At 44.7% G+C, this 13,394-nt stretch carries 15 protein-coding genes and 1 other annotated feature (1 of these 16 cut by a window edge); of the genes, 1 reads left to right on the forward strand and 14 read right to left on the reverse strand.

Annotated elements, in window-relative coordinates:
- Window positions 1–165 precede the first annotated feature (165 nt).
- From JOE49_RS20725 to JOE49_RS20780, 12 genes are all read right to left on the reverse strand, one after another.
- The gene (locus JOE49_RS20725) at window positions 166–441 is read right to left on the reverse strand and encodes a stage VI sporulation protein F (protein ID WP_013310741.1); all 276 of its coding nucleotides are present in this window, start codon (window positions 439–441) and stop codon (window positions 166–168) included.
- A gap of 165 nt (window positions 442–606) precedes the next feature.
- Window positions 607–1,647: an NAD(P)H-dependent glycerol-3-phosphate dehydrogenase gene (locus tag JOE49_RS20730; RefSeq protein WP_023989185.1), complete on the reverse strand. Its 1,041-nt coding sequence runs from the start codon at window positions 1,645–1,647 to the stop codon at window positions 607–609.
- Window positions 1,640–2,248, reverse strand: coding sequence for a glycerol-3-phosphate 1-O-acyltransferase PlsY (plsY, locus tag JOE49_RS20735; RefSeq protein ID WP_025723065.1), 609 nt, complete (start codon window positions 2,246–2,248; stop codon window positions 1,640–1,642). The genes JOE49_RS20730 and plsY overlap by 8 nt, the downstream gene beginning before the upstream one ends.
- Window positions 2,249–2,259: 11 nt before the next feature.
- Window positions 2,260–3,582 carry a ribosome biogenesis GTPase Der gene (gene der / locus JOE49_RS20740; RefSeq protein WP_013310744.1) on the reverse strand — a complete coding sequence of 441 codons (1,323 nt, stop codon included), beginning with the start codon at window positions 3,580–3,582 and terminating at the stop codon, window positions 2,260–2,262.
- Window positions 3,583–3,729: 147 nt separating this feature from the next.
- Window positions 3,730–4,956 (reverse strand): 30S ribosomal protein S1, encoded by a 1,227-nt coding sequence (gene rpsA, locus JOE49_RS20745; RefSeq protein WP_013371699.1) that lies wholly within the window; start codon window positions 4,954–4,956, stop codon window positions 3,730–3,732.
- Window positions 4,957–5,076: 120 nt separating this feature from the next.
- Window positions 5,077–5,670 (reverse strand): lysophospholipid acyltransferase family protein, encoded by a 594-nt coding sequence (locus JOE49_RS20750; RefSeq protein ID WP_013310746.1) that lies wholly within the window; start codon window positions 5,668–5,670, stop codon window positions 5,077–5,079.
- Window positions 5,667–6,374 carry a (d)CMP kinase gene (gene cmk, locus JOE49_RS20755; RefSeq protein WP_023989187.1) on the reverse strand — a complete coding sequence of 236 codons (708 nt, stop codon included), beginning with the start codon at window positions 6,372–6,374 and terminating at the stop codon, window positions 5,667–5,669. Before cmk ends, JOE49_RS20750 begins: the two co-directional genes overlap by 4 nt.
- A gap of 128 nt (window positions 6,375–6,502) precedes the next feature.
- The gene (locus tag JOE49_RS20760; RefSeq protein ID WP_023989188.1) at window positions 6,503–7,162 is read right to left on the reverse strand and encodes a flagellar brake protein; all 660 of its coding nucleotides are present in this window, start codon (window positions 7,160–7,162) and stop codon (window positions 6,503–6,505) included.
- 165 nt (window positions 7,163–7,327) lie between these two features.
- The gene (gene ypeB / locus JOE49_RS20765; RefSeq protein WP_160790658.1) at window positions 7,328–8,713 is read right to left on the reverse strand and encodes a germination protein YpeB; all 1,386 of its coding nucleotides are present in this window, start codon (window positions 8,711–8,713) and stop codon (window positions 7,328–7,330) included.
- Between the two features lie 264 nt (window positions 8,714–8,977).
- Window positions 8,978–9,673 carry a glutamic-type intramembrane protease PrsW gene (gene prsW / locus JOE49_RS20770; RefSeq protein WP_028540627.1) on the reverse strand — a complete coding sequence of 232 codons (696 nt, stop codon included), beginning with the start codon at window positions 9,671–9,673 and terminating at the stop codon, window positions 8,978–8,980.
- 83 nt (window positions 9,674–9,756) lie between these two features.
- Window positions 9,757–10,371 carry a genetic competence negative regulator gene (locus JOE49_RS20775; RefSeq protein WP_013310751.1) on the reverse strand — a complete coding sequence of 205 codons (615 nt, stop codon included), beginning with the start codon at window positions 10,369–10,371 and terminating at the stop codon, window positions 9,757–9,759.
- Between the two features lie 197 nt (window positions 10,372–10,568).
- Entirely contained in the window at window positions 10,569–10,946 is a 378-nt protein-coding gene (locus JOE49_RS20780) for a hypothetical protein (RefSeq protein WP_160790602.1), read from the reverse strand.
- A 94-nt stretch (window positions 10,947–11,040) separates the two neighbouring features.
- On the opposite strand from JOE49_RS20780, the gene JOE49_RS20785 reads away from it, so the two are divergent.
- Window positions 11,041–11,982, forward strand: a complete 942-nt coding sequence (locus JOE49_RS20785) for a polysaccharide deacetylase family protein (protein ID WP_160790601.1) — start codon at window positions 11,041–11,043, stop codon at window positions 11,980–11,982.
- 139 nt (window positions 11,983–12,121) lie between these two features.
- On the opposite strand, the gene JOE49_RS20790 is transcribed toward JOE49_RS20785, so the two are convergent.
- A complete protein-coding gene (locus tag JOE49_RS20790) occupies window positions 12,122–12,463 on the reverse strand; it encodes a hypothetical protein (RefSeq protein WP_023989193.1) in 342 nt (113 codons plus the stop codon).
- Entirely contained in the window at window positions 12,460–13,047 is a 588-nt protein-coding gene (locus JOE49_RS20795; protein ID WP_025723057.1) for a type II CAAX endopeptidase family protein, read from the reverse strand. Before JOE49_RS20795 ends, JOE49_RS20790 begins: the two co-directional genes overlap by 4 nt.
- Before the next feature lie 185 nt (window positions 13,048–13,232).
- Window positions 13,233–13,394, forward strand: a binding site (T-box leader) (it continues 88 nt past the right edge of the window).

The following is a 13,394-nucleotide window of genomic DNA, read 5'->3' on the forward strand; positions in this document are numbered from 1 at the left end:
GCTGTCTTTCCTTCCGTTTCCTGATGGGCATCATTATAACATGTTCGACAGGGCAGTTCGATATTTTGTGTACTGAAAAAGAGGTTAGCTGCTCCAAAATATAAAAAAAACCGCGAACCTTCCCGGTTCACGGTGAATAATACTAACCGGCGTGCGACCAGCGGTCTATTTTTTCATCATCATTTTCATCAACGCTTCCATATTGGAAGGATTCATTCCGCTCTTTTTGACGGCACCAACGATATCCCTTACTGTATCTTCCGACACCGGAATGTTGGCCATCGCAGACACCTGCTTGATAAGCTGACGCAGTTGCGCTTCGCTTTGAAGCGTGTCCGCCTTTACCGTGCCTGCCAGCTTTTTCACTGCATTTTCGGATATGTTTTTGCCACCTTTTTTGTTAATGGCCTTCAATGCATCTTTCGGAAAGTTTTTATTCACAATCTCCCCTCCTCCGCCATTGCTCAACTCAGTCTATGAGTGGCGGAGACAAAAGGTGATTAAGCGTACATAAGACATGCCAAACGCCTAACTAAAAAAGGCTATCTCATTATAGAAAAAATCTACCATGAGACAGCCTTTATATTATTAAAGCTCATCCGACCCTTAAGAATGCCATTGCTCCCAAGTTTGAAGTGGCATGACTTCCATCTCGGTCTTAGGATCGCGACCCATCAGCGCCTCAACGGCCTTACGGACGTCACGTCCTTCAAACAGTACTCCATACAGCACCTCTGTAATAGGCATCTGAACACCTAATTTTTGAGAGATGGCGTATGCAGCTTTTGTCGTTCGAATACCTTCTACGACCATGCCCATCGATTCTAGCACAGCATCAAGCTGCTGGCCCTGTCCCAATAGGGACCCTGCACGCCAGTTGCGACTGTGACGACTCGTTGCAGTGACCACTAGATCGCCAATACCAGCCAGGCCAGCAAAGGTTAATGGATTAGCACCCATCTCAACTCCGGCACGGGTAATTTCAGCCAATCCACGGGTCAATAAAGCCGCTTTGGCGTTATCACCGAAACCAAGTCCGTCTGACATTCCCGCACCCAATGCGATAATGTTTTTTAGCGCCCCAGACAGTTCCACGCCGAGCAAATCACGGTTTGTATAGACGCGGAAATAGGAGTTCATGAACAGCCCCTGTGCGGCCTGTGCAGCCTTCTCATTGGAGGAAGCTACAACGACCGTTGTAGGACACTTCTTCACCACTTCTTCCGCATGACTCGGACCAGACAGCACGGCAATATCGCCCTCCGCGACTTCCAGTTCTTCCGAGATCACCGTGGACATACGTTTAAGCGTTTCAGTTTCAAACCCTTTAATGGCATGCACTACCAGCATATCCTTGCTAAAATGAGCTTTCAGACTACGTGCTACCTGACGAGCAGCAGCCGAAGGAGATACGATAATCACTGCTCTAGCACCAGATACCGCAGTCTGCATGTCAGTTGTAGCTGAAATGCGATCAGACAAAATGGAGCCTGGTAAATAATGCTCATTCGTATGCTTCTCATTGATTTCAGCTGCTTGCTGCTCGTTTCTCGTCCAGACAGAGACATTGTTGTTATTGGCCGCAAGAACGGAAGCCAGGGCTGTTCCCCAACTCCCCGCGACCAGCACAGCTATTTTCTCAGACAAGACGATCTCCTCCTTTGGAGCCAAGCTTATTCTCATTCCCCCGTACCAGCTTGACTATGTTGGTACGGTGTCTCCACACAGCGAACAGACAAATGATTAGAGCCGTCCAGAATAACGGCCATGCATAACCAAGCACGAGTAATATCCAGGGGGTCAAAATGACAAAAATGAGCGATCCCAAGGATACGTAACGCGTCATTACGATTGCAAGTATCGCAATGATTCCGGCATATAGTGCGGGCAGTAAGGCAAGCGATGCCAATACACCAATAGCAGTCGCAATACCTTTTCCTCCACGGAAGTGAAAATATACCGGCCAGTTATGGCCCGCAATCGCCGCAATGCCGCACAAACCCGGTACCCAGGATGATTGTCCACCTAACCAGTGCCCTATTAGCACTGCAATAACCCCTTTAAGTACGTCCAGCAGCAGCACCAGAATAGCTGGGCCTTTTCCAAGCACACGCAGCGTATTCGTCGCACCGGCATTGCCGCTTCCATGCTGGCGAATGTCGATTCCTTTTAATTTTCCATACAGCAAACTAAAGCTGACAGAGCCAAGCAAGTAACTGAGTACGATGGCAACGATTTGTAAAATCAACCTATTCGCTCCTAACTTTCGTCAGACTTGCGCCGTGTAAAGATACGAATTGGAGTTCCTTCAAAATTGAAGGCGGCGCGAATTTTGTTCTCCAGATAACGCTCATACGAGAAGTGCATTATTTCTGGATCGTTTACGAATACAACCATCGTAGGCGGCTTAACAGCAACCTGGGTCACATAGTTAATGCGCAGACGACGTCCCTTGTCTGTTGGTGGAGGATTGATGGCAACCGCATCGGAAATTACATCATTCAGCAAATGTGTCTGAATACGCAACACATGCTGCTGCGCCACATGCTGTACAACAGGAAGCAGCTTTTGCAGGCGTTGCTTCGTTTTTGCAGACAAGAACACAATCGGAGCATATGTCATAAACAGAAAGTGATCGCGAATTTTCGTTTCAAACTGGTGCATCGTTTTATCGTCCTTGTCCACGACATCCCATTTGTTAACGACAAACAGTGATGCTTTACCCGCTTCATAAGCATAGCCAGCAATGTGCTTATCCTGCTCAATAATGCCTTCCTCGCCGTTAATAACGACCAGTACAACATCTGCACGCTCAATGGCACGCATGGCACGCATTACACTATATTTTTCGGTCGTTTCATAAACTTTACCACGTTTACGCATACCTGCCGTATCAATCAGCACATACTTTTGACCGTCTTTTTCAAAAGGTGTATCAATTGCATCACGCGTCGTGCCTGCAATGTCACTAACGATAACCCGTTCTTCTCCCAAAATGGCGTTAACCAGTGAAGATTTACCTACATTTGGGCGGCCGATCAAGGCAACACGAATAACGTCTTCATCATAGTGATCTTCTTCCAGCTCAGGCAAATTGGACGTAATGGCATCTAACAAGTCGCCTATCCCTGTTCCATGACTACCAGAAACAGCGATTGGATCACCAAATCCATAAGAATAAAACTCATAAATCAGATCGGCGCGACTGAGGTTGTCCACCTTGTTGACAGCTACGATGATCGGTTTACCCGAACGATATAGCATTTGAGCTACCTCTTCATCTGACTGTGTAATTCCTGCTTTCGCATCACTCATGAATACAATTACATCTGCTTCTTCTATTGCAAGTTCGGCCTGCATACGGATGGATTTTAAAATGACATCCTCACCATCAATCTCAATGCCGCCGGTGTCAATAATACTGAAGGATTTACCATTCCACTCCGATATACCGTATATACGGTCACGAGTGATTCCGGGTTTATCTTCCACGATGGACAAACGATCCCCGATAATCCGATTAAAAATAGTGGACTTACCCACATTCGGACGACCAACGATAGCCACAACGGGTCTTGCCATAAATTCACTCCTCCTGTCAATTCTTCCGCTATCATCATAGCAAAAAACATACCTATTGGCGATATGGTCACGTAACAACAATCGGCGAACCCTCTGGGTCCGCCGATGGTGTACGTTATGCTTATTATAAAATGTATTGATTTAAACTCATTTAAATTTGTTCAGCTTATCGCCAAAACGCTCGCCGAGCGTAATGCTCAGACCGGAATTATTGAGGGAAACGTTAGGATTATTCAGTTCCTCACGAGGTGCACGAGATGCACGTGGTGCTCTTTCTGCTTTAGGAGCAGCTTCAGGAGCTTCCTCAGTTTCTTTAATGCTCAGGCTAACACGTTTTTCGGAAGGATTCATTTCAAGAATTTTAACTTTCACTTCTTGTCCTTCTTCCAGAACTTCTTGTGGAGTTCCAATGTGTTTGTGGGAAATTTGGGAAATATGAACCAAACCTTCCACGCCAGGAGCGATTTCAACGAATGCGCCGAAGTTAACCAGACGTTTTACAACACCTGTTACGATGTCATTGTTGTTGAATTGTCCAGCAGCCGATTCCCAAGGACCAGGCTGTGCAGCTTTCATGCTCAGGCTGATTTTTCCTTTTTCAGGATCTACTTTCAAGACTTTCACTTTTACTTGATCTCCTTCAGAAACTGCATCAGAAGGCTTATCGACATGAGTCCAAGCAATTTCAGATACGTGAACCAGACCGTCCACGCCGCCAACATCTACGAAAGCACCGAACTGTGTAAGACGTTGAACCGTACCTACGATTTCTTGACCTTCTTTCAGCTCAGCCATTACTTTAAGCTTGTTGGCTTCGAATTCTGCTTCCAGAACGTCTTTTTGAGAAAGGATCACTTTGTTATTTTCACGATCCAGTTCTTTTACAACAACACGCAATGTGCGGCCTTTGTAATCACTGAAATCTTCAACGAAGTGACGTTCTACCATGGATGCAGGGATGAATCCGCGCAGACCTACGTCTACCACGATGCCACCTTTAACGACATCATTTACAACGACTTCAAATACTTCTTTGCTTTCGAACAGTTGCTCCAACTTTTCCCAAGCATTTTCACTGTCGATTGCACGTTTGGACAGAACAAGTTTTTCTTTGCCATCGTCGATGCTGATAATTCTAGCTTCAACCTCTTGGCCTACTTGTACTGCTTCTTCTGCGTTATCCAGACCAGAAGACAACTCGCGAATTGGAATAACTCCATCGTATTTATATCCAATGCTTACTACCGCTTGGTTATCTTCCAATTTCACGATTGTACCCTTAACGGTGTCACCTTTTTTCAGGGAGACGATTTGATCGAGCTCGTCTTGATTTGCCGCTTCAGCAGCTTCTTGATTTTTAATTTCTTCCGACATGTCAATACCCTCCTCAATTCAAAAAAAACCATTTATTTAAACCTGCGCATGGCAGAGTTCAAAACATAAATAAACTTTTGTTCTAGTTTTCCGAGCTTAGACACAATTCATGCAAGCCTTTCAGTTATTCGTAGGCTTACCCGTTTCCTTCATCGTGCGAATACGAGACATAATTGCTTCTGTTGCCAGTTCAAGCGGATCTCCTTCGATATCGGCACCCTTTTGGTAAGCGTCCAAATTGACAGGTTTACCGTATAACACTTTCGTTTTACGGAAAAGCTTGTAATCACCAATGATGGCGACCGGAACGGCAGCCGCTCCACTGCGTAGCGCAAAGCTTGCAGCACCCTTTTTACCGATTCCCCCAGCTCCTCTGGAGCCTTCGGGAAAGATCCCCATAACCTTACCGTCACGCAAAATGTTCAATGCCAGCTTAATGGATTCCTTACTTACACCACCGCGTTTGACTGGAAAAGCTCCCAGTTTCCCAATTAGCGGACCTAGTACAGGAACATTAAACAGCTCGGCTTTTGCCATAAAGTGAACCTTTCGCTTCAGCAAAATACCGACTGTAGGAGGGTCAAGATTACTAATATGATTAGAACACAACAGTACTCCGCCCTCGGCAGGAACATTTTCCCTGCCTACCGCCTCAAGTCTAAACAGAACGCGGTAAATGAGACGCAAAATACTGGCGCATACAGTATATATCATTGGCTGATCTCTCCATCCTTCTCCGTTAAGCAATAAGATACGATCGTATCAACGACATCCTGAATGCCCATATGGGTCGTATCGAGCACGATGGCGTCCTCACTGCAACGAAGCGGGGATACCTCCCTCTCCTCGTCAAGCTTGTCACGTGCCGCAATGTCACGTTCTAGCTGCTCCAGAGTGATATCATCAGTTTCGCTCAGTTCTTTAAAACGGCGAGAGGCACGTTCCTGAACACTTGCGGTCATGAACACCTTGACTTCCGCATCGGGAAGTACAGTTGTTCCAATATCGCGACCATCCATAACGACACCCTTGCGTGCAGCCATTTCACGCTGGTTTTCAGTCAAACGCGTACGTAAACCAGCAATACTTGAATACTGTGACACGTTGCTAGTCACTTCCATCGAACGGATCACAGTGGTTACATCTTCCCCGTTACAATAAACCTTTTGGCCTGTGGGGTCCGGTACTAATTCAATCACCAGCTCAGGTACATGCTGAAGCACTTTTTGTACATTTTCTGCAGGAATTTCCTTACACATCATGTACCACGTTGCTGCTCGGTACATGGCGCCGGTATCTACATATACATAAGAAAGTGCTTTCGCCACCAGGCGGGCCACTGTACTTTTCCCTGCACCAGCAGGTCCATCAATGGCTACATTTATTTTGTTACTTGAAGATACATGTTGCCTTGCCAACAGGGAATTCCTCCTAACCTAACCTCAAGAAAAAAGCAGGCATTGCCTGCGACGTGAAAATTATACCACACATTTATAGGCGATGCAAAATAAGCGACAGGTTACTAAAAAAGAAAAATTTCGGATGATTAAGATTTTTCCCTGAATTCCAGCTGCCGTTCAAAACAATATTTAATCAGTTTTTGGCGCTCCTGATCAGCAATTTTCTCATATTTCAGCATAATGAGTCTGCGGCCGTTTTCCATCTGCTGAATACGTACAATTTCAGATTGGAACGGAACATGCTCTTGAGTTCCGTTTTTATAAGGGACCAAAATCCAGCAAGATAATGATTCTCCTTCTTCAAGATGATGAGCTCCCTGGGTCTGAAAAGAAACGCCTCCGCCTCCCACATCATGCGTCTCTGCTACAAATCTGGACTCGTTCTCACCATGCTTTACCGCAATTTCCAAGTTGGCCTTAACCCGAAGAAAGTTTCGGCGCTGAATTTTGCTGATGCTGTCTGGAGCAGGTTTGTGGATGCGAACCATCCGGAGGATATCCTCTTTAAAACCCGTAACGTGGGTATTGAAATAATTTTTAATCCCACCCTCGCTCATAAAAAATATAGACAGCTCTTCCCCTAGAAACAATTTTTTCAAGTGTCCACTTGTTTGTGACATAGGAATTTCAATTAGAAAGTTCTGTGACTCCTCTTCCGCAATACGAGACTTAAATTCAAAAATCTCGTCCTTATGGTCAGTACCAGCCACTTGTATGTATAACACATCATTAATTTTGGGAAACAAATGATCCACCATCCTTGTCCATTAAAAGCTCTAATTAAGGTATATAATACCACGACTTTATGCCTATATTAAGCATTATATTTGTTCGAGCTATGACTAAAGCACAAAAAACCTCCTTCATGAAGGAGGTTTAGAGTGACTATTGATTCATTTTCATGTAATCAACTACGCATTACTTGCAGTAACCTGAGGTTCATCTGAATCTTTAACCTCTTCAATCGTTTCTTCCATCCCCGTATTGGCGTTAATGTATATCCGGTAAACGGAACCATTGATTTTACCACCAAATTCATAACACAGAACTTCATTCGAAAGTTCATTTTCAATTAAGGCTTTACGGTGGTAAGTTTCACGAAACTCAGGATTCAATTTTGCTCGTGCTGCGTTCAAATTCAATTTCGCTTGCGGAATGCGGCGGAGATGACTATGCTCATACACATAATCACTGGATTGAAAACCGATCACTTGTCCGTTATCAAGGCCTGATCTGACTGTGATTTTTTCTGGATAGATAATCACGTCCCCTTGTTGGCTCGCAAATGTAATGTTAGCTAAATTCCCGCTTTCATCATATGCAACTGGCTTCATTCCTTTGTAACCTTTTTGTTCAAGGTATTCACTAGCATAGCGAATCGCTTCATTACGTGTTGCTTTTTTAGGACCTACTGCCCTCATGTCATGATAAGAAATAAGCTTGCCGCCTTTTTTCGTGAAATCCATACTGGCCACGGGTTGCTTCTTATTTAGCAGGGTAGCTGTATAAGATGCCCATTCCGTTCCTTTACCGTTTTCTTGTACACGAATCTGGCTTTCTGGTTTTCCTGTAAACTGGGCAGCATTCCGCTTAATTTGCGCCGCATCCACGACCGGGAGATTCAATTTTTTCACTGAGCGCTTGTCATAGATACTTGCTACAGAAGGTCCCCAATCCAGTTCCTTGTAGCCCTCCACCTTTTTGTCCACCGTCTTGAAGCCATCAACAATGGTGTTATCCTTTGGACCCGTTTGGGAGCCTGGGGCAGCTTCCACATCCGTCCATCGCAAGTTTTTGCTAAGAACTTTTTGCCGGACTTCATGCATATTTTTCGAAATTTCTCTGGAATTTTTATATAACGTTTTTAGATTGGATATTTCTTTCTCATTCAAAGGCTCGTGATCCAGATCACGTACGGCAGTCTGATACGAAAATGTAGATACATGTGACAGCAAATCCTTGGCATGGTTAAACGGCATTACATTGAGAGGCAACTGATTGACCTCATTTTGGGCCTCACTTGTAATTCTCCACACGTTCATCAAACACTTGCGATGCATCGCGTGTGAAGTATTATGGACAGCAACCGCATTACCAAGTTGGGAATGCAATTGATCCATATGAAACGACAAATCATGAAACGCACGCTGATATTGATTTTCCGCTTTAATCGACATGCTTTTTGCCTGAAGAGACACCTCTTTTCTCATCTGGCTTTCCCGATAACCCCACACAAATGCTCCTATCATGAGCAGGGCAACAATCGGGAACAATACCGAACTAAGTCGCTTATACATATTGGGAGTCTCCTTTCTTCAATTACACTACCGATAGTGTGACAAGAAGAAAGCTCTCTTATGCATGGTTTTCCATGACTTCAACAATAAACTCACAGTTATCGCAAATGCAGCGTTTAAAGCCGGTCTGAATCTGTCCTTGCTCTATACGTCCTCTCAGCACAAAGCGTTCCCCGCATCTTTTACAATGAATCCTTACTTTTATGCGCAAAAAAAGACACCTCTTTCTCTAACAGGTTTGTCAGATCAGTGTGTCCCATTTCGTTACATATTAACCTTTTCTTCCCGCTTTAACAAGCGAAAAGGAGAACGGTTATTGGCTCGACTAATCTTCGCCATTCCTCCATACCATAGAAATGCCATAAGTGGAATGATAAACCAGATCCAGTCATGCGAAAATTTCGTTAAAATCAAATCGTATGCTCCGTGCCAGAACCATGGAAGCACCAATGACAGCAGCAACATGTATTTGCTCCTCAAGCCCTCTGAAAACTTAGCCTTCCCCATGTAGTAGCCCATCATTACGCCAAACATCGCATGACCGGATACAGGTAGCAATGATCTCATCAGCATCATGCTAACCGAAGCATGGCCCGCCCAGGCATATAACAGATTTTCAACCGTTGCAAATCCGAGTGAGACTGCGGCCGCATACAAAATACCATCATAAGGCTCGTCGAACTCGGTATGATTATAGATGATGTGATACAACAGAAACCATTTAAAAAACTCTTCCACCCCTGCTGAAATACCGAACACCTGGATTAACGTGTGATCCCCTAGCCAAAGCAGCAGCCCGCGTTGAAAAATCATGACAGGAAGAACCACCAAAAAGCCGAGCAAAAACACTTTAATAACCATGTGCAGTGGCTCCGAATCATACCTGTCCTTCAAGTAAAAATACATCAATAAGGCGAGACCCGGCGCTGTGGCTGCCGCTAAAACCGAAAACAGAAGCACCGATCATCCCTCCATAAAAATGAGTCGGCCCTGCTTTCAGCGCAGAGCCGACAAATTCACTTCGATATCACTTATAAAACAAATCAAGAACGGCTGTCAAAATGAGTGCAGATGACAGCAACTGCCTGTTCAGGAATGACCAGCTTACCATACTCTTCCAACATAGCTGGTGTAACGGATGAGCCTTCTCCAAATTCAGCAAGAACCGCGATTAAAGCCGCAAGCTTGGACTCCTCTACTTCTTCTGGTTCCAAATGCAGAATCCATTTTCCTCTATAATGATACAGCTTACCTGCTTCCGTAGTGTTGCTACGAAGCATATGAGCCGCTTCTATGAGTACTTCGAAATCGCTAAACGCGTAAACGATGGAATCGCTATGCTCCAGCGTGACTTCCATTTCGTAGACTTCCTCTGGAAGCTCCTCATCGGGACCCGAACCATACTGTTGATGGTCATATTTTCCCCGGGTGACGATAACAACCATTCCTTGAGCAGGAAGCGCAAAGACTTCGACAGCTAACGGTCCCGTGGCGTCGAAGCCCAGTTCGCTGTATGCCTGATCCATCATTTCGGTAAACAGCTCATGAACTCTTGGAATTTCTTGCCACATATCGTCTTTTTGAATACCGCGTTCGCTCAAATCGTCAAAGGTAAGGAAAATCCGTATCTTGTCCTGACTTAATCTTTCTATTTTCATACTGGACCCTCCTCCTGGCAGCCGAGTGTTATTAACAGATTATGATGCAATTATGATGCCTGTGATGAAAATGGTTCTATGTAATCATGTTATCATTTTATAATCGTAAATGCACGCAATAAAAAGATAAAAAAAAGAATCATTTGAACGGCTTTTACAAAAAAGCCGCAAAATGATTCGGAATAAAGGTTTCTGGGTTACAATCCCGGTACGGCTGTATGAGTTTCTTTCAAAATTTGCTCGACCTCACGTTTAACATCGGGACTTGTGCTGATGAAGTCTTTAATCAACTTCATATTCTCTTCTTTGTTCTTGGCAGTATGGGCGTTATGAGCGGTTTTATCTGTTTGTGAATGATTGTCTTGATCCTTACGGGTGTCTTCTTTATTGAGCGTAATCTCGCCCATTCCGGGGAATGCCGCGTCCATCATTTTAGTACGGGCTTTCTGCACTAAATTGCCGCCTTTTTTTCCACCCATGTCCATAGATAAGCCCAACATGTTGCGGTTGCGGGAGATCAAAGAGCTTGCGACAGCGCCCAAGACGATTCCCAGGAAAAATGAAGATGTTTTCACAATTAGAACCTCCCTTTGTGGTAGAATCAAGCATAGTGTTCGTCAGTAGTGACAAACTCATACGGTATAAAATACAGGAAGGTGAGATGAAATAATGGGTACAAAAACAGCAGCCATTTTGTTCACCGCATGTCTGCTGCTTAGTGCTTGCACTGCAACCAAGCCGGAATCTGCGGCAACAAGCAACCAGCAGGATTCGGCAGCGTCTGACTCAAGTAACAGCGCTAAAGATCAGAGCAACGTCTCTTCCCCAAAAAGCAGCAGTAAGCAAGCAGGCAGTGATGATCATAACTCAGCGGGTAAAACCAATGCACAAAATGATAAAACCAGCGAAAGCAACGAAACAGGAGCTGCGACATCTGCAACATCTGCAACATCTGCAACTACCAATAACAAAATGTATCACTTGGATAAAGCCTACAATGTAATCCCTAACCAACAAGGTACCGAAAAAAAAGTCGTGTTACTGACCTTTGATGATGGTCCTAAGGAAGCAGCCATGATTAACAAAATCATAGATGTACTGGACAAACACAAAGCGAAAGCGATTTTCTTCGTAAACGGTTACCGTGTAAAAGAGCATCCTGAGTTACTCAAGCTTATCCATGACCGTGGGCAGCCCATCGGCAACCATAGCTGGGATCACATCGTGCTGAAGAATAAATCTGAGCCCGAGGTCAAAAAACAGATTGAAACAGTACAAAAAGCTGTTAAAGACATTACAGGACAAGCCCCTGTATTCTTCCGTCCCCCTCATGGTGCAGGCGGAGACGTAGGTCGCAAGGTCGCTAAGGAAAACGGTCTCCTATACATGACATGGTCCGTCGGTTCTCTGGACTGGACAATGAAAAAGAATCAGCCTAATAAAACGGAGGCACTCCTCAAAAACGTAACAGAACAACTTCATCCAGGCAGCAATATTTTGATGCATGAACTGCCATGGACAGCTGAGGCGCTGGACAGTATATTGACGCGTCTTGAGCAAAAGGGTTACCAATTTGTCGATCCGCAAGGCATTGAGGTTCCTGCCAGCTAATAGACACTTGCGTATACTCCGGATTAACTATAGATGATGCAATAAAGGCCTCCATCTCCGCTATTCATGCGGAGATGGAGGCCTTTACCGTATCATTACGCGCCTTGACCTAAGCACAGACGTCCATAATAACTTTATATTACCAAAGCATTTCACTGATGGGTGGTGCACCCTTGATGCCCCACCACAGTAACGCTGCAGTAATCAGCACAAAAAGAGTGCTCAAAAAATTTAAAAACCACTTACTTACCCGAATACGGCGGGACGGAAACATTTCCGCCCGCGTTCGATACTCACTGGCAGGAGTGTCATTCTCCATCGTCACAGCAACTTCTGGTGCAGCGGCAACGTGAGCCAATTCTGGCACGGGCCGTGAAGCACGGGAGCGAACTGGTTTAGATTTTGACCTGTCCTCCTCCTTGCCTTTGCGACCATTTCGACGGCTACCATAGGTCTGCACTCTGCTAAGTTCCTGATTCATTCTTCATACCTCCGAAAACGTAACGCTAAACCAGATATAAGGTCAATCACAAAATGACAAATGATCGGTGCCCACAGACTACCGGTCTGCACATATATGTAGCCCAATCCATAACTGCTAAGAAAAACCCAGCCAGTGGGAATCCAATGCCGTAAATATCGGATATGAATCACCGCAAACAAAATGCTTGTCCAATAAGGACCAAAGCTGTACTGAATCGCACCTCTGAACAAGAGTTCCTCACAGATGGAGACGATAGCTGCTATACAAATAATATGCCAAACCGGACGATTTTGAAACAGCATTTGGTTAATACCACCGTCATCCATAGCATCCTCAGGCATAATCCGGGATAGCAACAGATCCACAAGTAACATAGCGGCGGCCAAGCCCAATCCCCACCATAAGACGTGCAGAGTGTTCGGCAATGCAAATAGTTCTAACACATTTCTTTTCTGAAAAATAATCCAGATTGCGCCAATCAGCAGGGTCAGCCCCTGAGTTAGATACAAATTGTAAAGCAGCAAGCGGTCATTCAATTCATGAATTTGCGCTCTTTTCCATTTCACTTTAAGCTTTTTCATAGTTAGTTAGTCCTCTGCATAGTCTTCTTTAGCATCATAGCCAAAAAGTCGGACGGATTCAAGAAGACTTAAATCTTAATTTTCCGCATTCTGTAGCTATATATCTAGCCGGCTATCCACACATGTCGCATGTCCTATTGACATGCCCATGTAAGCCATGATACATTATGAAAAAATTATTAGCGACAACAACAATGATGGAGAAAAGGTATTGATTTCGTCCTCAGAGAACCGGTGCTTGGGTGGAAGCCGGTGACGAAGTAACTACTTTCAGCGCTCCTGAGTTATTGCACCGAGGTCTGGGGAATATTTCCCGGCATTAGATGCAATCGGCAGAAAACCGTTAT

Origin of the sequence: Paenibacillus sp. PvR133 (assembly GCF_017833155.1) — a bacterium.
GTDB lineage: Bacteria > Bacillota > Bacilli > Paenibacillales > Paenibacillaceae > Paenibacillus > Paenibacillus polymyxa_B.

What these genes read in the sequence shown, in the direction of transcription:
- ypeB (WP_160790658.1), bottom strand. Translation starts at nt 8,713, where the DNA reads ATGTATAAGCGACTTAGTTCGGTATTGTTCCCGATTGTTGCCCTGCTC.
- JOE49_RS20790 (WP_023989193.1), bottom strand. Translation starts at nt 12,463, where the DNA reads ATGAATCAGGAACTTAGCAGAGTGCAGACCTATGGTAGCCGTCGAAAT.
- JOE49_RS20775 (WP_013310751.1), bottom strand. Translation starts at nt 10,371, where the DNA reads ATGAAAATAGAAAGATTAAGTCAGGACAAGATACGGATTTTCCTTACC.
- der (WP_013310744.1), bottom strand. Translation starts at nt 3,582, where the DNA reads ATGGCAAGACCCGTTGTGGCTATCGTTGGTCGTCCGAATGTGGGTAAG.
- JOE49_RS20785 (WP_160790601.1), top strand. Translation starts at nt 11,041, where the DNA reads ATGGGTACAAAAACAGCAGCCATTTTGTTCACCGCATGTCTGCTGCTT.
- JOE49_RS20750 (WP_013310746.1), bottom strand. Translation starts at nt 5,670, where the DNA reads ATGATATATACTGTATGCGCCAGTATTTTGCGTCTCATTTACCGCGTT.
- JOE49_RS20795 (WP_025723057.1), bottom strand. Translation starts at nt 13,047, where the DNA reads ATGAAAAAGCTTAAAGTGAAATGGAAAAGAGCGCAAATTCATGAATTG.
- rpsA (WP_013371699.1), bottom strand. Translation starts at nt 4,956, where the DNA reads ATGTCGGAAGAAATTAAAAATCAAGAAGCTGCTGAAGCGGCAAATCAA.